The sequence below is a fragment of the Methanosarcina siciliae T4/M genome, assembly GCF_000970085.1.
Taxonomy (GTDB): Archaea; Halobacteriota; Methanosarcinia; order Methanosarcinales; family Methanosarcinaceae; genus Methanosarcina; species Methanosarcina siciliae.
On the sequence record NZ_CP009506.1, the window covers coordinates 2,707,042 to 2,729,352 of the forward strand.

General features: G+C 39.7%; 15 protein-coding genes and 2 pseudogenes. 9 read left to right on the forward strand and 8 right to left on the reverse strand.

Annotation, left to right across the window (positions count from 1 at the left end; translation table 11 throughout):
• Window positions 1-392: 392 nt before the first annotated feature.
• Both MSSIT_RS24765 and MSSIT_RS24770 read left to right on the forward strand, forming a co-directional pair.
• Window positions 393-1,270, forward strand: a pseudogene (locus MSSIT_RS24765) (Ppx/GppA phosphatase family protein); the annotation flags it as partial.
• Between the two features lie 117 nt (window positions 1,271-1,387).
• The gene (locus tag MSSIT_RS24770) at window positions 1,388-1,987 is read left to right on the forward strand and encodes an HD domain-containing protein (RefSeq protein ID WP_231590547.1); all 600 of its coding nucleotides are present in this window, start codon (window positions 1,388-1,390) and stop codon (window positions 1,985-1,987) included.
• A gap of 79 nt (window positions 1,988-2,066) precedes the next feature.
• Here the strand turns inward: MSSIT_RS24770 and MSSIT_RS11545 are convergent, their stop codons facing one another.
• From MSSIT_RS11545 to MSSIT_RS11555, 3 genes are all read right to left on the reverse strand, one after another.
• Window positions 2,067-4,652 (reverse strand): CYTH and CHAD domain-containing protein, encoded by a 2,586-nt coding sequence (locus MSSIT_RS11545; protein ID WP_048172515.1) that lies wholly within the window; start codon window positions 4,650-4,652, stop codon window positions 2,067-2,069.
• A gap of 142 nt (window positions 4,653-4,794) precedes the next feature.
• Complete coding sequence (locus MSSIT_RS11550; RefSeq protein ID WP_048172517.1) at window positions 4,795-5,655, reverse strand: PstS family phosphate ABC transporter substrate-binding protein; 861 nt, start codon at window positions 5,653-5,655, stop codon at window positions 4,795-4,797.
• A gap of 72 nt (window positions 5,656-5,727) precedes the next feature.
• Window positions 5,728-7,839 carry a PAS domain S-box protein gene (locus MSSIT_RS11555; RefSeq protein WP_082088974.1) on the reverse strand — a complete coding sequence of 704 codons (2,112 nt, stop codon included), beginning with the start codon at window positions 7,837-7,839 and terminating at the stop codon, window positions 5,728-5,730.
• Window positions 7,840-8,584: 745 nt separating this feature from the next.
• Here MSSIT_RS11555 and MSSIT_RS11560 point away from each other — a divergent pair.
• Complete coding sequence (locus tag MSSIT_RS11560) at window positions 8,585-9,601, forward strand: substrate-binding domain-containing protein (RefSeq protein WP_048172519.1); 1,017 nt, start codon at window positions 8,585-8,587, stop codon at window positions 9,599-9,601.
• A gap of 206 nt (window positions 9,602-9,807) precedes the next feature.
• Entirely contained in the window at window positions 9,808-11,934 is a 2,127-nt protein-coding gene (locus MSSIT_RS11565) for a sensor histidine kinase (RefSeq protein WP_197080263.1), read from the forward strand.
• Between the two features lie 359 nt (window positions 11,935-12,293).
• Here MSSIT_RS11565 and MSSIT_RS11575 read toward each other — a convergent pair whose 3' ends face one another.
• Entirely contained in the window at window positions 12,294-13,241 is a 948-nt protein-coding gene (locus MSSIT_RS11575; RefSeq protein WP_048172522.1) for a phosphotransferase, read from the reverse strand.
• Between the two features lie 206 nt (window positions 13,242-13,447).
• Between MSSIT_RS11575 and MSSIT_RS23240 the strand changes: the two are divergent.
• Window positions 13,448-13,621, forward strand: a pseudogene (locus tag MSSIT_RS23240) (phosphate uptake regulator PhoU); the annotation flags it as partial.
• Between the two features lie 122 nt (window positions 13,622-13,743).
• On the opposite strand, the gene MSSIT_RS11580 reads toward MSSIT_RS23240, so the two are convergent.
• Entirely contained in the window at window positions 13,744-14,922 is a 1,179-nt protein-coding gene (locus MSSIT_RS11580; protein ID WP_231589771.1) for a glycosyltransferase family 4 protein, read from the reverse strand.
• 638 nt (window positions 14,923-15,560) lie between these two features.
• Between MSSIT_RS11580 and MSSIT_RS11585 the strand changes: the two genes are divergently transcribed.
• A complete protein-coding gene (locus MSSIT_RS11585) occupies window positions 15,561-15,914 on the forward strand; it encodes a hypothetical protein (RefSeq protein ID WP_052721630.1) in 354 nt (117 codons plus the stop codon).
• Between the two features lie 283 nt (window positions 15,915-16,197).
• Here the strand turns inward: MSSIT_RS11585 and MSSIT_RS21295 are convergent, their stop codons facing one another.
• Entirely contained in the window at window positions 16,198-18,153 is a 1,956-nt protein-coding gene (locus MSSIT_RS21295; RefSeq protein ID WP_052721631.1) for a YVTN family beta-propeller repeat protein, read from the reverse strand.
• Between the two features lie 684 nt (window positions 18,154-18,837).
• On the opposite strand from MSSIT_RS21295, the gene MSSIT_RS11595 reads away from it, so the two are divergent.
• Both MSSIT_RS11595 and MSSIT_RS11600 read left to right on the forward strand, forming a co-directional pair.
• The gene (locus MSSIT_RS11595) at window positions 18,838-19,374 is read left to right on the forward strand and encodes a hypothetical protein (RefSeq protein WP_231589772.1); all 537 of its coding nucleotides are present in this window, start codon (window positions 18,838-18,840) and stop codon (window positions 19,372-19,374) included.
• A gap of 172 nt (window positions 19,375-19,546) precedes the next feature.
• A complete protein-coding gene (locus MSSIT_RS11600) occupies window positions 19,547-20,116 on the forward strand; it encodes a nucleoside deaminase (RefSeq protein ID WP_048172525.1) in 570 nt (189 codons plus the stop codon).
• 55 nt (window positions 20,117-20,171) lie between these two features.
• Here MSSIT_RS11600 and MSSIT_RS22095 read toward each other — a convergent pair whose 3' ends face one another.
• Window positions 20,172-20,720: a hypothetical protein gene (locus MSSIT_RS22095; RefSeq protein ID WP_231589773.1), complete on the reverse strand. Its 549-nt coding sequence runs from the start codon at window positions 20,718-20,720 to the stop codon at window positions 20,172-20,174.
• Window positions 20,721-21,013: 293 nt separating this feature from the next.
• Between MSSIT_RS22095 and MSSIT_RS11615 the strand changes: the two genes are divergently transcribed.
• On the forward strand, window positions 21,014-21,742 hold the full coding sequence (locus MSSIT_RS11615) for a DUF4386 domain-containing protein (protein WP_048172534.1): 729 nt from the start codon (window positions 21,014-21,016) through the stop codon (window positions 21,740-21,742).
• A gap of 57 nt (window positions 21,743-21,799) precedes the next feature.
• Here MSSIT_RS11615 and MSSIT_RS24135 read toward each other — a convergent pair whose 3' ends face one another.
• Window positions 21,800-22,285, reverse strand: coding sequence for a GNAT family N-acetyltransferase (locus MSSIT_RS24135; protein ID WP_082088976.1), 486 nt, complete (start codon window positions 22,283-22,285; stop codon window positions 21,800-21,802).
• Window positions 22,286-22,311: the final 26 nt, after the last annotated feature.

Consider the following 22,311-nt stretch of genomic DNA (forward strand, 5'->3'; position numbering starts at 1 on the left):
TATATTGTATATATTAGACTAGCATATCTTAAATGTCCATTTCATATATAGCTCCCTGTATAGTATATGGAGAATTTTTATATATTTTCTTCTTTTATTTGTAATTGTTGTTTGATCTAATCCCAAAATCAATTTTATTTCCACATCAATAAGAGGTCCATAACCGGTTTATTACCAGAAGAGTGGTTGATTATTCCAAATTCGAGATTATGGAAGGAAATTTAGTGTTTTGGGATCAGCTCTTTAACTAAACTGCTTAAATTGCAATTTATGGTAGACTTTCCATTTTTTGCATATCAGGTATGTTCTATGCTGAAGTCCGATTGCTAAGCTGATTTGGGACTTTCCATATTCTTAAAAACATAATGAACAGGGTATTTAGATGGTAGTCAATGGAACCCAATAAAACTTCTGAAAGCAGAGTTGTTGCATTTATCGATATAGGGACTAATTCGATCCGTCTCCTCTTGGTCAGGATTAATCCCAATGGGTCTTACCTGCCCCTGACCAAGCAGAAGGAAGCTGTCCGGCTTGGCGACAAGGGATTCATAGATAAGATTTTGCAGCCTAAGGCCATGGAGCGCGCAGTTATCGTCTGTAAAAAGTTCATGGAACTTGCCCGGGCCTATAAGGCAGAAGAAGTCATAGCAGTTGCTACCTCGGCTACACGAGATGCGAGTAATAAGGTTCAGTTTCTTGAAATGTTGAAAAAAGAAGCACATCTGGAAGTCTCCACGATTTCAGGAAACGAAGAAGCCCGTTTGTCTATCTGGGAGTTTCAAACGAGTTCAAGCTGGGTCATTCTAAAGCCCTCTTTATTGATATCGGAGGAGGGAGTACCGAAGTATCGGTAGGGGATCAGAAGCAGTACTTTTTTCTCCACTCCTTCGACCTCGGAACAATACGATTGACAAACATGTTTCTCCCTGATGAGGCCGGGCCGGTTTCGTTAGAACGCTACGAAAAGATTAAGGCATATATCCGGTACAAGGGTGCAGAAGTAGTAAAAGAGCTTTCACGGTACAGGATCGGTTGCACGATTGGGAGTTCTGGAACACTTGAGAATCTCGCCAAGATAGCCTTTGTCTATCTTCACCGGGAATCCAGCGAAAAACTCGGTTATGAAGACCTGAAAAAGATTGTAAGAGATATGTGTGCACTGTCTCTGGAGGAAAGACGAAAATTTCCGGGAATCAATGCTCAGAGAGCAGATATCATTATTGCCGGGGCTGCCATTATAGAGACTTTGATGGAGGAGCTTGAAATTTCCGAGATTAAGATAAGCAAATCCGGACTAAGGGAAGGGCTTCTTGTAGACTACCTCTCGAAAAGCGAGTTTTCCCATCTGATTACCCAGATGTCAGTCCGAAAGAGCAGCATTATGCAGATGGGCTTGGCCTGTAATTTCGATGAGGAACACGCCCATATAGTTTCCAGGCGTGCCCTTGAACTCTTTGACAGTATCCAGGCCCTGGGTATCTATGAGTTTAGGGAAGAAGAACGAGAGCTTCTGGAATACGGGGCTACGCTGCATGATATAGGGATGTTTCTTTCCTATGATACTCACCAGTCTCACGCCTACCATCTGATCCGGGAAAGCAGTCTCCCTGGCTTCCAGCCTGAAGAAATCGAAATTATTGCAAATCTTGCCTATTTTCACAGAAAAAACACGCCTAAAAAGAAACATCCAAATCTTACCGGGCTTAACAAAGATACAGTGAAAAGCATCAGAGTCCTGAGTACCCTGCTCCGCATTGCTGAAAGTCTTGACCGCTCTCATAACGGAATTATTTCCCATGTCCGCTTCTACATTGCCTCTACCAGGAGTCTTGTGCTTGAAATACAGGCCCAATGGGAATGCCAGCTCGAACTGTGGGAAGTCGAGAAGCAGAAAAAATATTTCAAAAAAATTTTCGGGCACAATTTCCAGTCCAAGGTTATTATAGATCAAGGATTAGAGACCCTGCCGGTTCTTTATACATTCTGAATTTGAGGCAATTACCTGAAATTGAAAATGCTATGAAAAATCTTTCAATCAACTTCAATTAAATAATTCATACTTTCCTTCATGAAGATGTGGCCGCTTTATACAGGTTGTTAACTGCGTTTCCAATTCTTTGTCTAAACTCCTCGCTCTGTATTTTTGCCCAGGCCTCCGGGAAGGTGTCGAGTAGAGTCTGGAGTTCTTCTTCTCTGTACACTCTGTAAGCTTCTACTCCTTTCATACCTTCGGGTATTCTCTTTTCTCCGAAATTTTTTCTTCCTCTTAAAAGGCCCCATTCTCCGGTCTGCAGATAATTATCAAGCAGGTCGATTGCAACCACAGCATCGTGCAGGTCTCCAAGGTGGTCCTGTAAAGCTTTGAATTCCTCTATCATTATTTCTACGTCTTTTCCCAGCACATCTCCAAAGAACTCAAATGTATAGCGCAGTCCTTTGGCCGCAATCCTGAGCCTGTGTAACCTCTCTACACAGACATGCGGTCCTTCCACCCATTCGGAATAGGCACTGATGTCTGCAAAACGGGCATAAAGGATAGAAGGAAGCACATCCCTTATTCTATGCGGCAAAGCATCATGTTTCTTTGTTGTAGTTGGCAGAGCCCAAAATTCGTAATCGGCAAGATCTTCTGAGAACTCTTTTTTAAAACTGGAGTACTTCTCGCTTTCCATGTAGATAAGCATGTTTTTCCGGGATTTTTCTCTTTCTTCAGCAAGGACAGCAAATAAGGGATCAAGGTCATGTTCATTCTCAGGAGGCAGTTTTTTCAGATACTCTTCAGCTTTTTCTCTAAAAACGTCCAGGTCCCTTACATCCCCGAGTGCTCCAAGGGTACTTTTAAGTCCTTTCAGGTGAGGTCCAAGCTTTTTGGAATCCAGGTACGCTTCAAAGACCTTTGCAGCAGCCCTCATCCTGCGGATTGAAACTCTCATATCGTGAAGTTCTTCTATGTCCTCTCCCTTTCGCGTTCCTTTCTCATGGGCAAGCATTCTTGCAAACTGCTGGGAAAAAACTTTCTGAGCTACCATAGCCATGGAGTTTTCGGGTCTGACTACGAATTTCAGGCCCTTGTTATCTTTTTTACTTTCCTCCTTCCTTTTTGTCTCTCCTGATTCTTTTACCCTTTTGTTAATAATTTCAGCTTCATTCGTCTCTTTGCCTGGTGTGAAGAGGAGTTTTGTACCAAAAAGGTATTCCCATAGTTCGCTTCTTTTTTCTGCTCTTTTTACAGCTTTTTCCGCATCTTGCCCGAAAATTTCTACTTCAACTGCCCCTTCTATCTGCCTGATCCTGCCTGGCAGGAACTTCAAGTCTCCTTTTTTAAGGAGATCCGCAATCCGGGTAAACGATGCGAGAATTAAGGCTTTGTTCTTGATTTCCGGAGGCAGCGCAATATGTGATTCTTCAAAGGCTGAAGACAGATTCTTCACGCTGATTACGGGGGACTGCAGTTCCATAATTAGAGCAAGCATCCTGAGTTCGTGGAGCTTTAAACCTTTCAGAGGGTGGGTCAGGAGAATTTCCTTCCCCATCCTGAATTTTTCTTCTGGAGAAACAGAAGTTCCGATGTCCTGAAGTAGAGCTGCAAAACTCAGCATTTCTCTTTCTTCCGTCCCTAACCTGTGATAAGGAAAAAGTCCATCAAAAAGTATGAGTGTGTTATCCCTGATCTTTTCTGCCCTGGTTTTATTTACTCCATAGAGCTCAAAAAGAGTTTCGAGGGTCCACCCCTTCTCCAAGCTGATATTTTCCCTGTTCTTGCCAGGAACACAGCGCCCAGCCTGAAAGTGAAACTCTCCGGACGCATTAATTTCAGAGCTAAAAGGGAATAAGGCAAGTCTTTCTTTTTCAAACCCGGCGTGCAGGGCTTCGATATCTGCTTCCGGGACTTTAAGGAGAAGACTCAATTCCGATGTATTCAAACCCTTATCAAGTGAGAGGAGAATTTTAGCCTGCTTTCCATAAACATTTTCCTGGTCTGCCAGCTGCATGCAAAAAGCTCTCTCCCTGAAGTTCAAGAGGGTTTTTTCAGGAAGATTGTTTTTGAAGAAAATAGCCCTTTCGAATTTGGAAAAAGGATTTTCACCAAGGTTGTAATTTTCCAGCAGGTATTCCGTAATAGCTTGTAAATCTTGAAGGGTTCCTTCAGCTTTCAATTCGATTTCAAGTTCACTGTACAACTTTTCCTTTGTTTCGCTTTTTAGGTTCACGCGGTCAAGAGAAAATTCAGCTACCTGCGTTTCTCCCAGTTTTACCTGGCGTACAAACCTTTTTTGTTTAAGTTTCATTACAGGGATCAGGTCAAAGTCTGAACTAAGTTCAAAAATTATGTTCCTGATCTTGATATCCGGGCATTCAAGGACAGAGACCTCTTCAGGTAGGAAACTGACGTGTTCTTCTCTCCTGTGCACCCCGGCTTCGAACCCCCCAAGGCTCTTGATGGTCAACCACTGACCTATTTTCCCGGTCTCTTTTCGTAGCCGCAGAAAATAACCCTCGGACATTAAAACCATTCTTGTCGTGTCCAGGAAGATATCTTCGATAACCTGTACCTCACCTTCGGAAAGAGAATAGTCTCCCAGTTGCGATAGCGTTTCAAGATTTTGAATATCTGCTTCGTCCAGTACCAGAAACTTTGATTCGATTTCCATGTTTTTCCCCACAATATTACAGCACAGATTATAATAAAAAATATATCATTTCTTATTATACCTGCACTTCTGTTAAAGAGTTAATCCCAGACCGCGCGCGAAACATCCCAAACAAACTTCACCGACCACAGAACCTTTCCTCTTAGATCTTACTCTTTAGCGGAATGAACCCTTCACCAGTTGCAATTTCCTGCCCTTGTTCACTCAGGACAAAGTCAATGAATTCCTTTTTGAGGCCTGTAGCTTCCCCATTGGTATACATGTTAAGAGCTCTTGAGAGGGGGTATGAACCATTATGGATGGTCTCGTAAGTCGGAAATATAGAGCCTTTTCCGTTGTTCAGGCTTAAGGCTTTTATGCTGCTGTTATCAAAGTACGAAAAGCCAATGTATCCTATTGCATCGGAGTTCTGAGAGACACTGATAACTATTGAGCCTGTATCTGCTTGGTTAAGGGTGTCGTGCCGGTAATTATCACCATGCATAACAATTGTCTGGAAGGTCTTATAAGTTCCTGAACTGCTTTTCCTGCAGTTTACTACAATCGGTTTATCCTGGCCGCCGACATCCTTCCAGTTGCTTATGCTTCCGTTATAAATGCCGCGAAGCTGGTCAAAGGTAAGGGTAGAAACAGGATTTGCAAAGTTTACGATAACTGTAATACCATCATAAGCAATGGTGTGCTGCACAGGATTGATTCCATTCTTTTGAGCAGCTTCGATTTCTTTGTCAGTCATTTCCCGGGATGCATCAGCAATGTCTATCGTCCCGTTAATGAGAGCTTCGATTCCGACACTGGAGCCGCCCCCTTTGACGATTATACTTTTTCCTGGATTTTTTTCCATGAATTTTTCCGCTTCAGCTTCTGCAAGAGGCTTTATCGTATCCGAGCCTTTTACATAAATGCTTCTTCCACTGTTTTTTCCAGTACATCCAAGTCCCAGAAACACAAATCCAATTACTAATATTGTAAGGATTTTGTAAATTTTTAATTTATCTCTCATGTAACAGATCTCCTTACACATACTGAAAATTTATAGTAATCCTGTAAACTACACAGAACCCGCTTTACAATTTTATGATGCTGGATTATCTTTTTCTGTCACTATAAACCTCACAGTGAATTCTGTCCCCTTGCTCCTTTTCAGCTCAAATTCACCGTCTAGCTGATCTACAAGGGAAGTTACAAGTTGAAATCCAAGGCTATTCAGGTCTTCTATATCAAGATTTTCAGGAATACCCACACCGTTATCTGAAACTGTCAAAGCAAAACCTGTACTCTTGCAGTCTATGTTTGCACTTTTTGTACGTTCTCCATTTTTTTCTCTAACAAGTTTTATCTGGATTTTCCCTTCATTTCTACCGGAAAATGCATGTTTGAGGGAATTGGTAACGAGCTCATTAACAATAATTCCTAAAGGTACTGCTGTATCCATATCAAAATAAACATTTTCTGCAAGATCCAGCTTTAAACTGATGCAGGTACTTCCGAGGCTGTATGTCTGGAAAAGATTATCAGCAAGTTCCTCAATATATGGAGAGAAGTTTAGAGTTTCGATTTCTCCGCCTTTATACAGTTCTTCGTGTATCAAAGCCATTGAAATGACGCGATCCTGGCTTTCTTTGAACGCTTCCAGAACTTCCGAATACTTGATGTCTTTTTTACTTTTAAACTTCTCAGCCTGCAGGTCCAGCAGGGAGGAAATAACCTGCAGGTTATTCTTAATCCTATGATGTATCTCCTGTTTTCGGGCTATTTCAGTTTTTGCTAGGGCTTCTTCTGCTTCTTTTCTTTTGGTAACATCCCTTGCAATGACCGAGATAGCAGTCATCTTTCCATTGACATCAAAAACCGGGGAAAGAGTAAGTGAGACATTTATTATCTTCCCATCCTTTCTTAACCCTAACGTTTCGTAGTTCTTGATCTTTTCTTCCTGTTGGATCTTTCCAATAAACTGGTTTATTTCTCCTTTAAGGTTATCAGGTTCGAGTATTGATCCGTTTTTTCCCAGAATTTCTTCAGATGAATAACCATAAATCTGTTCTGCACCCTCATTCCAGCTGGTAATAATATCTTCAAGAGATTCGGTCACAATAGCATCATTCGATGATTCCACAACGTCCGCAAGTATCCGAATTTTCTCTTCAGCTTTTTTATGTTCAGTAATATCCTGAATTGTTCCTTTCAATCGAATAGGAATATTACTCTCATTGAAAATAACTTCAGTGTTTCCGTAAACTACACGCTCAGATCCATCGGATGTGATGATTCTAAAATCAATGTCAGATGTTTCTCCATTTAAGAGATTTTTGACGGAATCATTTACATAGTCTCGATCATTTGAGTGCACATAAGTTAAGAATAAGTCATAAGTTATTTCAAGTTCTTTTGGATTGAGTCCAAAAATACTATACATTTCGTCAGACCAGTACAGCTTATTAGTTTGAATGTCATAATGCCAATTTCCAATATGAGCCATTTTTTGAGCTTCAGCAAGACTTTTTTCACTCTCTTTCAATGAATCGAAAGCTGTTTCAAGTTTAGATGTACGTTCTTTAACTGAGTTTTCCAAATCGTTGAGTGTTTCCTTATGCCTAAGAATCGTTGCTATAATCGCCAGAAGAGTTAAAATTAATGCGATTTGCATATTATTCGTTTTTTTCATGAGCAACTGACTTTGCATGGCACTCATATCGTATTTTATTTCTACAGCTCCGATGTTTTTCCCGCCTGGGTCATGTAAGGGATAGGTAACATCAATAATCGGTTTTCCATTTTCATTGTAGGAACTAAGAATATATTTATTCGTGTTCATGGCCACGATATTTATGGCTTTTGAAGGCATATGGACGTTTGACTTGTTGCTACTTGCCAATATCCAGTAACCTCTCCAGTAGCCGGGTATTTTAATCTCCTCAGGCGCCTTCCCGTGAATATTAATCATCGTTACGTCCAGATTGGAACCCATCAACCTGTCCACGATAGTTTGCGAATCATTATGTAGCTGCGTATCGCTCATTATCGAAGCATCAATCGTTTTTGCGATAGATAAACCTCGCTCCTCATAAAGGCTATTTATGTTTTTCAGTTCTCTTTCAGAATCAAGAGATGCTGCAAATGTCAATATGATACCGGAAAGCAACACTATCAATACAAATGATAAGAGCATTTTGTTTAATATATTCATATATTCACATCTTGGCTCTGTAGAAATCCTCTAAATACTATATTTTACCAAAAAATGTATAAAAATACAATTGTAAAAATGCCCCTTATTTTTTGCCCCCACAAAAATGAGAAGTAATTGCTATTGTCATCAAATAGGTATATTAATCTTATTGATTTCAGTCTTAAAACGGTTCAGTCTTCCAGGCTGCAGGAATTCATACCTTCAACCTAGAAGAGCTGATGTGGTAGAAGTGTTAAGGGGGGTTCCTATTTTCAAATACGTAACTACTCTATGCCGCCCAATTCTTTTTCATAGCAGGGCAGTCACGGATCTGACTTACACTCACTAGCAGATATGGGGATATATATGTCTTTCGTAGATATTCTATATAGTACAATTCAGAGCCAAAGAGTAAGTCTGCAGGTGAATCTGATCGAATAGAGCATTACTACACATCTGTGTCATTCTTTGAGGTATCATACAGATCCGCACTAATATAAACCGAATACTAATGGATCACCTAAAGATTATATAGGAAGAAATTTCTTAAACACTATATATATTAAGCATGCTATATATAAAAATACTTTTGATATAAACAAAAGTCACATTACAGTATACATGAAAAATCTCTGGCTGACATGAAAGGATAATCATATCTCTGGAAATATTAAATAGGTTGCTCTTAAATATATAAGAAAAATTACTTCTCAAAAAAAAATATATTTTTCTTTGAAACCCCATAATAAACGGAGTCAAGGATATGAACCCCGATAAATCACCTAAAAAGATTTCTGCCTGTGTAAAAGCAGACTCTTTTCCTGTAGCTGTGATAGCTCTTCTAATCGTAGTTGCCGCAGCATTTGCAGCCATCGGGATGGTTGAAGACCCTTTTTCTTTATTTCATCCAGTTGAAGAAACAGATCTTACGGAATCCGAGGAAGCTGAACTTATTCCTTGTTCCGAACTTACTCTTTCAGGCAGTACCACAGTAAAGCCTGTGTCGGACCTCCTGGCAGAAGCTTTTATGGAAACCCATGAAAACTGCATTGTAAGCGTAACCGGGGGAGGGTCGGGGGCAGGGATTTCATCTGCCGGCACGGGAATTGTAAACATAGGTTCGGCTTCAAGAGCTGTAACCGATGAAGAACTCCTGAAATATCCCGACCTCCAGACCCACACAATAGGGGAGAGTGCTGTAGTGGTGATCCTGAACGGGATAGAAGGCAATTTTACAGACAAAAATGAGCTTATTAAGGCTTTTGGCGATTCCGATGGTCAAGTTGATCTTGTTCTCGACGAAAAAAATGGGGAAATCCACGTAAACAAGACTGGCAGCAGTTTTCAGGTTTTCCAGAGATCAGATGAAAGCGGTACTGAAGAAACCTTTGCAAGCTACCTCGGGCTTGGAAAAAATCTTGACGGATACGGAGCTGAAGGCAAGCTGGGAAATGATGGAGTTCTTGCAGCCGTTGAAAATACTTCCAATTCCATCGCTTTTGTTGATTTTGGTTTTGCGGAAAGGAGTAAGAAGGTCTCCATTGCCGGGATAGAGTCTTACAAAAAGACAGAGATAACGAATAAAAGCATAAAAGCCGCCCTTGCGGGTACTGGAAAGCCGTTTCCATCCGAAAACTCGACTCTTACAAGGCCTCTGAACTACCTTACCAAAGGAAAACCCGATTCTCTCGAACAGACGTTTATCGATTTTGCCAGGTCTCAAGATTCGGTCTACATTTTCAAGGAATGTGGGTACTTTTCAATCAGGGAGATTAACTGAAAGGTGAGGTTTACGCAAAATTTTATGAAAAAACATCTTTATGAATTGAAATCTTGTCCCGAGAGAAGAACCTGCTCTAAGAAAATACGGGTTCTCCATCAGAAAAAATAAACATTAAGTTTTAAGCTTTACACTGGGATTTTTGAGCTGTGATTATGAATGTTAGTGATAAAACCTTAATCATAATTTGCCTTATATTTGCATTCTTGATTGCTATTTCCGGAGGTGCTTCCAGAACCATCCTGCTATCAGGTTACCTGGATCTGGAGGAACAGGATATCAGTGAAAAGCTTGAGCTCGTAGAAAGCAACTTTCAGAGTGAAGTTTCAAGGATATCCTCCCTTAACCATGATTGGGCTTCATGGGACAAAACCTTCGAGTTTATGGAAAACGGAAATCCGACATATATAAATTCTTACCTTACGGATGAGATATTTTCTGAAGCAGGAATCAACCTCGTGCTCTATGTGAACAATTCAGGGGAAATTGTTTATGAGAAAGTTATAGACCCCGAAACAGGAGAAATACTTCAAATACCCTCTGAACTCCAGAGAGTAACACACGAGAACGGAAGCCTGCTTGCCCGGCATCCCGGGGATCAGAAAAGCGGGCTAATTAGGACTGAAAACGGCCCCCTTATTATCAGTTCCAGGCCTATACTTACGAGTATGGATTCCGGGCCCGTTGGGGGAACCATTATCATGGGCAGGTATGTCACTGAATCCCTTTTGAATGAAATTGCCGGAATTCAGGGAGTCAAAATCACAATTGAGGATGTGGAGATTTTGGGATCTGAACCTGCTTCTTATTTTGAAGGTTTACCATTTAGAAACCCGGACACTGAGATAGACGGACAGCACATAGAAGTGATAGACGAAAAATGGATTGCTGGTTATATCCGTCTAAATGACCTCGAGGAAGAGCCAGGAATTTTCATAAAAGTAAATTCTCCAAGAACCCTTTATGCCCAGGGAAAGCACAATCTGGTTTTCTTCATAATAATCTTCAGCCTGGCATGCATTATCGTGGCAATCGCAACAAATTATCTGCTTAAACGTCTCATCATCTCTAACCTAACAGAAATCGAAAGATTCGTTACTGACATCGGAGAAGAGAATAACCTCTCAAAGAGGCTGGAAATCAAAGGAGGAGACGAGTTTATCCGGCTTTCTGGAGGGATAAATAGCATGCTTCAGGACCTGGAGCTTTTCCAAAAGGAAGTCATGCACAGAGAAAGTGAAAAACATGCTCTTCTGAATTCCCTTAGAGAAGTTCTGATTTACCTTGATACCGAACTCAAGATTGTCTGGACAAATAACAAGGTAAGCGAATATTTCGGAGAGAAAACTGAAGCGGTCACAGGCCGGACACACCACGAGCTCTGGGGCGATAAAAGCCCTATTCTGGCCCCATTCGTTAGAAAAGCTCTGAATAACGGAAAAACCCAATCTTTTGAAATTAATGTAAGCGATAAAGATAGCTGGACTGGAGAGACCTGGTCCGTAACCATTGGTTCGGTCAGGGACAGAGATGGAAAGCTTATCGGAGCCATAGAGTCAATCCTTGACATCACGGAGGTCAAAAAATCCGAAGAAAAAATGCTTCAGGCAAAAATCCTGGCCGAAAATTCAAACAGAAGCAAGAGTGAGTTCCTGTCAAACATGAGTCATGAACTCCGGACTCCTCTCAATGCAGTAATAGGTTTTGCCGACATATTGAATGAGGAGGGTTTTGGTCCCCTCAATAAAAAACAAAAGAGGTTCGTAGGCAACATTTCTACCAGCGGAAAACATCTTCTCAATCTGATAAACGAAATCCTCGACCTCTCGAAAATCGAAGCCGGGAAAATGGATTTCAAATGCACGGAGTTCTCTGTCAAGGAAAAATTTGACGAAATCAAAGACATTCTTTTCCCGGTTTTTTCAAAGAAAAAAATAAGGATTGAGTTTGAAATAGGAGACGGGATTACAACCATCTATTCCGATGAGGGAAAATTTGTACAGGTCCTCTATAACCTGGTAAGCAATGCAATCAAGTTCACAGAAGAAGGCGGCTTTGTAAAAGTAAGTGCCAGAAAAAACGGAGACATGCTCCAGCTCTCCGTAAAAGATACAGGAATTGGAATCGCTGAAGAAGATCTTATGAATATTTTTCATCCATTTATACAGGTTGACTCTTCTTCCACCCGAAAATACGAAGGGACGGGACTCGGGCTTGCCCTGGTGGACCGGATGGTAAAACTCATGGGAGGAGAGATCTGTGTCTTCAGCCAGCCCGGAATAGGCAGCGAATTTATCTGTATGATTCCTCTGACAAATTATGGCAGGAAGTAAAACAGACATGGCGATTGCCATTTACAGAAAGCATCAAAAATGGGTTTTAGGCTGCAGGAGAGTGGGTGACTGCAGCCCGGAAGACTGTACGTCCAGAGGTTTATGCTTTCGCACTTCAGACCTTCGGACTTATATTCACTGAGCCATTTTATGCAGGAATTGCGCGGGGAGGTCACGAGTATGACTCTCACTTAATTATAGACAGAGATTTATATATATTTATTGGACATATTCTAAATAGTACTGCTAGAACTAAAGAACAAACGCAAAGGAATAGGGTTTACGTTGTTGAATTGTTTCTCTGCAAATCATATTGCAACATATTATTTCTTTCCATGAGAACGGTATATTGGAATCATTTAACCTCTGTTAATCGTCTTTAAGCACTCGCATGCTTCTTTTATCAAGTAGTTTCTGTTATTGCCCCTATGAATCCGTGCCGAACGAAGTAACCCTATGCTCATGAAAAAAGGCAAAGCTCCGGTAATGCTGGTGAAGTCCTTCTCATCCCTGCTATATTCCCAGAGAAAATTTCCTATATATGGTTCGGCTCTCCAGCCTCCGCCTTTATGCAATTCGAATTCTTTTTTAAGTTCTGCAGTAAGGATCCCGAGATCTCTTACAGGATGTGCCTGGAACCAGGAGCTTTCAAAATCAATTGCGTAGGGCTTACCTTTATAAAAAATATAATTAGAAGGAGTAACGTCCCTGTGAACCATACAACCGTACTCCCTGTCGAGCGAAGAGCTATACCACCATTTTCCAAGCAATTTATTGAAAGTCTTTCTGGTATCATGATCCAGTTTTAGATGATCCAGTACCTCATGGTAATTTTTGAATTCTTTTTCCTTGTTGTAAGAAGATTTCGTATTTTCATGAAGGTGGCGAAGCATATGCGCCACGGCAGCAAGCCGTTCATAGAGTTTTTCTTCACGTTTTATGTACCAGCCCAAAGATTTTCCAGGTATATATTCGGTTACAAGAACACAGTTGTATTTTTTATGTACTGCAAGGGGCTTTGCAACGTTTATTATGGAAGCCGCATACTTCAGGTTCCTGTATTCGTTCATCATGCCTTTGTAGGGGTTATAGTCTTTCAAACGTCCGGTAGGCTCGGAAAAAAACTTTGCCATTACGCTGAAGTGTTCACCCTCGAACTGATACTTACAGACAGTGTGGGAAGAATTATGTTTGAAGACGTTAACCAAACATTGCTTATTCTGAAGTCGATATCCTGTAATTTTCTTAACAAGCCAGTCCCTGAAAGGATCCCCAGGGCTTAAAGTATTAACATGGCGATATTCCACCTTAAATGACCCCCATTTCAATAAATATTCCCGCAATTATGTTCTTTATCCAGGTTATTTTTCTGAAACTTCTATCCTGAAAAAGTTAATGTCATTTTTTGTTTTTAGATGGTTTCTTAGATGACCTGTAAACATTGATACTATATATTAACATATAGTGGATATATATTACTGCTGGCGTTTAATTTTAAGGATCTTATTTCCTGCTCTTTGTGGATGCCAAAAATGTTTCCCAGTTTGGGGTTTCCCTGGAGTCACGAGGAGATGGAAGTTCCCGTAATATCGCGCTTAGCATGATTCTGGAAAGCCTGCTCAGGGTAGCCGAATATAGCGCCGATATCGCAGAAGTTACAATCAATATGAATGTAAAGAAAATCTGAACCTGAAAATTTTGGGTTTCAAGAGTCGAGATATTAGGTACCAATAAAAAACTAAAAAACAAAAAAACTCAAATTTCAAAACTTTATTAGGTGCTTTTTTGCCCTGAACCCTTGCTTTTTAACTACTTTTTCCTGCCTTTGATTTGTTTATCAATCACATGTTCATATGTTTCAAGAGTCTTTTCAGCTATTTTTTTCCAGTTATATTTCTCTTTGAGAAGGTCATGACCTTTTTTCCCCATCTTATTATTACCAAGCCCTTCAAGAACATAATTAAGGCCCCATGCGATGGAAGAAGGTTTTTTGTAAGAAATAACGCCTGTCTTGAAATTCTCCACAAGTGCGACCGCATCGCTTGCCACTACAGGCTTTTTTGCATCCCAGGCTTCAAGCACCACGATTCCAAAGGGCTCGTTGCGGCTCGGGACGCATACAAGATCACAGACATTGAACCAGTCTATGACAGTATTGTCCGGGGCATAACCAAGAAAATTGCAGGAATTGCCAATGCCAAGTTTTCGAGCTCGATATTCACATTGAGCCCGCATATCCCCTTCTCCTATGAGCATAAAATGGGCATCCTTTTTCCTCAGGACTTTTGCTGCAGCTTCAACCAGTAGATCAGGTCCTTTCTGATAAGACATCCTTCCCGTAAAAAGCACAACTGGAAGAGATGGATGAATACCATAGTGCTTTTTCACTTTTCCGGGGTCAATTTTTCTTTTTATTTTTCCCACATTTATGCCATTAGGAATCTCCCGGATCTTATAGTCAGGAATTCGGTAAATTCGCTGGAGTTCATTCTTCAGTATGGTCGAGGTAGTGATCACCTCAGAAGCTTCATATCCTCCAAGCCACTCTCTGTGTGATATCTCCTTTGCCTCCCACCAGTGTCCATATCTGTTTCCGTTGCGCCCCCATTCTGTACTGTGGAAGGTCAGTATAAAGGGAATCCCTAACTGGGCCTTTATCCTGCAGAGAACGTTTACGGGATGCCAGTCATGCCCATGCAGGATATCAAACTCACCTGCTCGTTCTCTTACCTCCAGGAAACGGAAGTACATACTATCGCACATCCGGTTCATCTGTTCCACTATATTCCCATTTTGATCACAGGCGATTCTATGATAGTTGACGCCATTGATTATTTCATCACTATTTTCATGTCCTCGTGTAAATAGATGGACCCTATGCCCTTTCGCAACAAGGGCCTCAGAGAGTTCAGATACATGGGGTGAAATTCCCCCTATGCGTATTGAATGCAAGCTTTCCCAGGAAAACATTCCTATCTGAATATTCATATACTTACTCCTTTTTGTCAAACTTTCATAAATCCTTTATTTCATTTTGACAACGTCTTTCATCCAAGGGTCAATCAAGCAATAGCAGTTATAGTATCTGTTTTTTGTACTTTTTTGGGAATGCATGCCTTATGATTTTTTATTTGGAAGATTAAAGCCAAAAACTGTTAAAAAATTCTCAATTTTAGCTCCAAATATCTTGCCCTTACCTGTGTTATATTACCCAAAAGAAGCTATAAAACGCTGTTAATAACTAGCCTTTTCTCATTTTCCCCCCCAAAAAATAGATTTGATAACATATTAGATTTTGAGTTCCAAACTAATAATATTCCTGGCTCTTTATATATATCATTTGTTTCAATCAAAGATGAAATGTCAACCAGCTAGCAGGTACGACATGACATACGGGTCTATAAGTATTTGCAGTACATAATCAGGTTATGGTTTGTGATTTAATTAATGCTTTATACAGTTGAGGGTTTAATGCTATCGATTAAGTAGTTTAACCGCGTATGGTTTTTGGGAAGTTTACGTTGGTTCTTAGGGAAGTTTAAGTTGTTTTCAAGAACAAAGGAGAGGGATTTGTAGCATATTTTGAATATGTCAGGACGATTAATTCAGGTGATACTTTCAGGGACTTGCTTGTCGAAGTGCTCGGGGCTAGAATACAGGATAAAGACTGCGAAGTTCGTGTGTTTAAACTCAGTCATGCGTCGCACAGGATATGTAGATACGAATTCAAAGGGGAAGGATTCAGTGTTATAACTAAATTTTTCGGAAGTGCCCTTGTCTGCAAATACGTACCTGGCAGGTCTTTATTCTGGTATTTTAATCACAGGAGAAAGCTTGAGGAAAAGTTAGAACTCGTAGTGGATATGCTCAAAAAGCTTCATGATAATACGCAGACGTATTACAATAAAGAAAACGAGTTTTCAAAATTTAATTATTTTTTGAAACACCTCAAAATAATTGCGTGTGGCCACCTTACCTAAAGGTGGGTGTATGCTCCGGGACGCCTACACGGTTAAGAGGAAAGATTCACAGTGTTCTTTAACAAGATATCCTTGATCCAAGTTATTGAAACTCTACTCTCTAGCCCCTGTCCGATTTCCAATCATTTTATAAAAAAGCAACGACTAAGATTTAAAACGAAAACAAAAAGAGTTGAGGGTTCACTTCATCCCCTGCCTGAAGGCGGGATATTCGTGGCCCTCCGCGCTCCCACTGTAATAAAAAGAGCTAAAAAGAGCTTTTGAATTTTAGAAATCCAATATCTCATTCTATCGGTGTAATTCCTAAATCTCTATTTTCCTTTACAGAAATTATTCGTGACTCATTGTTAGAGAAGTTTCCGTTGTTTACTTCCTGGTAATACTCTTCTATTCCTTTATTGCGCGCATCCTCAAAATTGGAACTCCCAATCATTGTGGTTTCTAATGCACCTTCGATGTTACCTTGACCGTCTCCCCATGCAAGAAATGCATGCCTTGGAATAAGTACAATATATGGATCTATTCCAATGCTTTCAAGTGCAGATGCAAAAATAATCGTTCCTTCTATACAATTTGCAGACTTGAGGTTTATTGCATCTTTTGGAAGTTTAATCCTTTGAGTGGGCCCATTGTTATTATTTGGGTAACTTATAGATGAGTCGATGTAAGTAATATCATAATTATTCTTTAATGCGTAATAAATTGCTTTTACTTGTGTCAATCTTTTTTCTGGTGTTTGTGCGGCTCCCATTGTTCGCTCAGGAACATAGTCAGCTGCTATTCTGAGTAACTCATCAATTTCTCTTGTATGTGGAGTAACCCATGCAACAAGTAATGGAGCCAAAGGATCAGTTTTTCCACTTGAATCCATGTCCCCAAAAACCATAGTATCTTTCGCGTAAAGTTCTATGGGTATTGTCTGTTCATCCCATATTTGTTCAACTCCATTTTCAGAACGTATGACTTTATAGTGCAGATTTGCACTCTTTTTTTCATTCAGGGTACTTAAAACACCAGGTTTAAACAAAGGTGCTTGAGAAATTTGCACAAATTCTCCTGGTTGAATCTGTCGGTGGTTTATTGCTTCATTTGTATAACCAGTTATTTCAGAAGAAACTGTGACTTCAAAAGCATTTACACCGGTGTTTGTTATATTATGAGACACTAAGGGGATACCCAACGTAGAATACAGGTCATAAACTGAACTTATAACAGTAGTATAATACGTTGTGAATAACTCAGGTGCAGATGTAGGGACTGATACAGGTTGTATTGCAATATCATAGGGACTTTGTCCCACAAATATCGATCCTGTTACCTGTTTTGTAGATGTATTTATAATGGAGAGATTATCACTACCAGAATTCGTCACATATACCTCTGTTCCATCCGAACTGACCACTACCCCTCGAGGAGTGACTCCTACAGGCACTACAGCCGTAACTGTGTTGGTGTCATTGTTAATTACTGAGACAGTGTTATCCAACTTATTTGTTACATACACCTCTGTTCCATTTGGACTTATTGCAACTTCCTCAGGGCCAACTCCTACAGGTATTGTAGCTGTAACAGTATCTGCGGTTGTATTAATTACAGATACACTATTGCTGTCATTATTCGCCACATATACTTTTTTTCCATCAGGTGTAACTGCAACTCCCCAAGGACCAATTCCCACAGAGATAGTGGAGGTAGCTGTATTTGTGTCAGCCTCGATTACAGAAACCGTATCACTGCCATAATTCGTCACATATATCTCTGTGCCTTCTGAGTTGACTGCAACCCCTGCTGGAGAATTTCCTACAGGTACTGTAGTTATAACTTTATTTATGGTGGTGTTAATTACAGAGACATTAGCATCTGTAATATATGCCCCTGTTCCATCTGGAGCGACTGCAACTGCATCAGGATATTCTCCTACATTCAATGTAGCTGTAACCGTATTTGTGGCAGTGTCAATTATAGAAGTAGTGTTATCATCAAAGTTTGTCACATATACGTTTGTTCCATCAGGTGAAACTGCTGCTCCATAAGGACCAGCTCCTACAGATACTGTAGTTATAATGGTGTTGTTCTCTATATCAATTACAGAAAGAGAGTTGTTTTTATAATTCGTAATATATGCAAACGGTTCCGCGTCTACTATGCAAACTAGCATTAAAAACGCCAGTATCATTATGCTTAAAATCTTCAAATAAGCATACTTTTTCCATATTTTCCCACTTACCATTTCTTTCATTTAAAGCCCCCCTATATGAGATTAATATACGGTAAAATTATATATAAATATAACATATAAATATATAATTATAAATATGGTTTTTGTTATAATAAAGATAATTGACTATAAATCGCACAATTTTTATATTATTTTTTAATGGGGAAAATAGGTCCTGAAACTAACCAGATCTTTTCTTTGAAGAAGTAGTCAAACCATCAATTTGATACAAAGCTTAAGAAACAATTAATCCTAAATTATCCTTAAAGCCTACAAAAAATGTGCTTTGTATTGATACAGGAGCACTTTTGGTAATTTCAAATATTTTTCTGAGAATTTCGATTTACCCTCAATTTCAACAAATTGCTTATATATCATTTATAAATAATCAACCACACAAACGAGGTATATTGAGATCCTCTTTAGTAACTTATGAGTACTCAAATTTCATTTTTGAGGGAAAAGTTTGGATAACAGTACTAAATTTTTCATTTTGACATTACTATTTTGACATTGGCATATTTCGCTGAATACGCGAATGATACTCCAATCGTCCGCCAATAAAAACATTCTCGTTTAACCATACCAATATTTTTTTATAGTCGTGACCGTTCAAAAGAGGAAGCTTCATTAGAAATCAACTTCCTTCTTTCCTTTAAGATTTTTACGCAATAAACAATGGCGAGATACATGAACTATAGCAAAATGACAAAGGATGATTTTGACAGAATTCTTTACATACACCTTAATGAGGAAACTCTTCAATCAATAGTTAATATTCCGGGTGTTTCTGAAATAGTATCCAAACATTTCAATAATGATACACTTCTTAACGATGGAACTCTTCAGTCAATAGTTAATATTCCAGGCGTTTATGATATGGTGTCCAGGCATTTCAATAATGATATACTTGACGTGTGGGAGTATGAGCAGTATATAAAAGTCAAAGAGATTGTAGAAAGAATTGAGTTGTGGAATCCGGAATTCCAGCGAACTATAGTACTGTTAAATTTACTGAACGAATTAACTGGAATTCTTTGCGACACCCTGGATCTAAAACTGGACAAATATGTTAACCTTCGAGCACTTCCGGTTAGGGAGTTCCACAAAGAAGCTGTGGAGAAATATTCTTCAACATACCCCATCTGGACATGTGATTTTGAAGGGTCCTGTCTTGTTGGTGCGGATAAGTTTGAAATCGAACCTATCGATTCGATACGCCACCGCTTTGGGGATGAGTAAATGCTTCTGTGTTAGTTATCCATACACTAAACAAAAAAGTCTATAATTATCTACAGAAATTTACTTTAAATGTTAATGAAATTTAATAAGGTAATCAGTATCAATTAACCAATTTTAACTGTTTTAATGATACCGAAAATAATGCTAGCGTAACTTTAAAAGGGGGGAGCGTATGAAACACTTCATTACAAAAGACACGCCTGTTACGGATGAGACACTTAATGTTATCGCCCATTTGCCCACGAAAAGTCTTTCTGCGATAGTTGAAAATGAATTTTTTGTTAAACTGAGAGACCGAGATTTTATGCGTATAGCCGTTTTACTTGCTCAAAAAAGCTATGATGAAGATGGCTGCCCCATAGGGGGTGTCATAATCGATAACAACACTCGCCGGATTGTCGGCAAAGGGCATAATACGCTCGTGCAGGACAATGACCCTTACAACCACGGAGAAACTTCGGCCATACGCGATGCGGGACGGCAGGACTTCAGCAACAACACGATATTCACTACGCTCAGCCCCTGCGACGTTTGCGCTACGTTGATATATATGCGCCAGTTCGACCGTGTAGTAGTCGGGGATGTTACTAACGCCTCGGGCAATGAACAGATGCTGCGCGAGAAGGGCGTCAAAGTCGATATCCTTGAAGACCCTGTGGGGATAGCATTGTATGCGAAATATCGGACTGAAAAACCGGAGCTCGATCTTGAGGATTGGAAAGGCTTGGCCGCCTGCCGTTAGCAAGACCCGACCGGACTTTGCTTAATAAACGGTTTCTCCGACCTGGCATTTTGCTTTATGGAACCTTGGTATTCCTTTGCTTTATTGCATAGTGCAAAAAACTTAATCCTGTAATTGGCATCACAACTAACAAGTAAAGTAAATAAATTGCTATGAGACCGTCACTGAGATACGATTCTTGTAAATTCCCTGATAAAAGCTCCCTGATTGCAAAAAAAAGAGAAAATAAGGAAACAACGCTTGCTATGGATGTAACTGCAAGATATTTTTCCATCGAATCCGGATGTCTGTGCAAAGATAAAAAGACCAGTAACGAAAATGGAGACAGTAATGCCAGAAGTGCTATCACTATGGGGGTTACGAGATACCTATAGTTGCTAAGAAGTTCTTTACCACTAACTTCCCAAAAACTTATGATAACGAGCAAAAATAGTGAAATACAAAACGGGACTGCCAGATACCATCTGGGCAGTATTTTTCTTGTTTCTGATAAGAAAAGTAAGGAACCGAAAAAAGAGATCGAGCTCATTAATACCAGAAGGACGGATTCATTTCTACCAGGCAGCAAATGGAATATATTGGATATCATTGCAACCGCAAGCATAAAAATAACAGACATCAATGTCATCGAAATTTTCGTCCTCATCAAATCGCTCCTATGAAATATAATATAAGGTGAAAAGTGAAAATATCGTAATGACTGGGTTTTCTATATAAATACTTAATTGAATATACAAGATTTAATTGCTTATAATTATTATAATCCCAATTCTACAAAAAAATATTAGGACTAAAGTATGGTAAAGCTGTTCATATTTGCCCTCAGGCTTAAAATAAAAATTACCTCCAAGTAATGTATAAATAAGGGTATGGAAAAATAAATATGAGGAGAATATAATGGCAAACCATACCGCCGATATTTCACTACGCCAGGCTGCAATAGTCGCAGGTTTTGGGTATATAATTATATTTTTACTGGGGATAATTGCTAATTTTTTTGTTCTCCAGAATCTGATTGTGCCGGAAGATGCTGCAGCAACCGTAAACAATATTATGGTTAATGAGTGGCAATTTCGCCTGGGTATTCTGGGCTTTATTATAATGGTTATTTTCGATGTGGTGGTAGCCTGGGCACTTTATATTTTACTCAAACCGGTAAACAGGAGCCTTTCGCTGCTTACTGCCTGGTTCAGGCTGGTGAATGCAACTATTTTTGGAATCGCCCTGTATAACCTCTTTAGCGTTTTGCAACTTTTAGGCGGGGCCGGTTACCTGACAGTATTTGAGACGGGTCAGATGCAGGCTCAGGTAATGTTATTTCTCAGTGCGTTTAACTATACCTGGCTGATCGGATTGATCTTTTTTGGCTTTCATTTGTTTTTCCTTGGTTATCTGATTCTCAGGTCGGGTTACATCCCGGGAATTCTTGGCGTCCTGTTGATGATTGCATCCTTAGGTTACCTGATAGATAGTTTTGCAAATTTTCTTTTACCCAGCTACACCGACTACGAAACAATCTTTATGCTAATTGTTTTCGTACCCGGGGTTATCGGGGAATTGTCCCTTACCCTGTGGCTTTTGTTGAAAGGTACCAAACTAACGGAAAAGGTGGCAGGAGAAGTATAAGTTACAGTTTAAATCCGCCTTTTCCTTTTTGCCTGTCAGTTAAGAAAAATAAGAAAATTACTGCTTCCAGTTCTCCAGATCTAATTTCAGGAACAATCTGTCGCGCCCCTGTCCATATTCATCCTTTCGGTATTCTACAAATTCAAATCCAAACTTATCACAATAAATGTGCTGAGCCCGTAAATTATTCGGATCAACAGTTAAAGTAACAGTAGAAATTCCGTTCTTTTTTAGGTGGAGCAGGGACCATAATAAAAGATAAGATCCGTATCCTTTTCCCTGATATTCTCCTTCTACTGCTATTTCCACCATATAAGCAAGTCCGGGATTGTCCCATGCTCTTATGAATATAGAAAAACCTTTCAAGGAATTGCGGTCAATGAGCCCGAAAACGTGTCCGAATCGAATAAAAGGAACCAGGGACCAGTTACTAAGTAAATTCTCATGGAACGCGTCACAATCAATTTTAAAAATTGCCTCTATATTTTCTTCGTTTTTCTTGATTAATTGAACATTAAGTCCCTGCTCGTTTATGTCGTTAATAAGCTCAACTCCTCAATCGCATGCTC

Coding starts and splice junctions, on each gene's coding strand:
- MSSIT_RS11615 (WP_048172534.1), top strand. CDS start 21,014: ATGGCAAACCATACCGCCGATATTTCACTACGCCAGGCTGCAATAGTC.
- MSSIT_RS11560 (WP_048172519.1), top strand. CDS start 8,585: ATGAACCCCGATAAATCACCTAAAAAGATTTCTGCCTGTGTAAAAGCA.
- MSSIT_RS11545 (WP_048172515.1), bottom strand. CDS start 4,652: ATGGAAATCGAATCAAAGTTTCTGGTACTGGACGAAGCAGATATTCAA.
- MSSIT_RS24770 (WP_231590547.1), top strand. CDS start 1,388: ATGGGCTTGGCCTGTAATTTCGATGAGGAACACGCCCATATAGTTTCC.
- MSSIT_RS11595 (WP_231589772.1), top strand. CDS start 18,838: ATGACAAAGGATGATTTTGACAGAATTCTTTACATACACCTTAATGAG.
- MSSIT_RS11550 (WP_048172517.1), bottom strand. CDS start 5,655: ATGAGAGATAAATTAAAAATTTACAAAATCCTTACAATATTAGTAATT.
- MSSIT_RS11555 (WP_082088974.1), bottom strand. CDS start 7,839: ATGAATATATTAAACAAAATGCTCTTATCATTTGTATTGATAGTGTTG.
- MSSIT_RS11600 (WP_048172525.1), top strand. CDS start 19,547: ATGAAACACTTCATTACAAAAGACACGCCTGTTACGGATGAGACACTT.
- MSSIT_RS11580 (WP_231589771.1), bottom strand. CDS start 14,922: ATGAATATTCAGATAGGAATGTTTTCCTGGGAAAGCTTGCATTCAATA.
- MSSIT_RS22095 (WP_231589773.1), bottom strand. CDS start 20,720: ATGCTTGCGGTTGCAATGATATCCAATATATTCCATTTGCTGCCTGGT.
- MSSIT_RS21295 (WP_052721631.1), bottom strand. CDS start 18,153: ATGAAAGAAATGGTAAGTGGGAAAATATGGAAAAAGTATGCTTATTTG.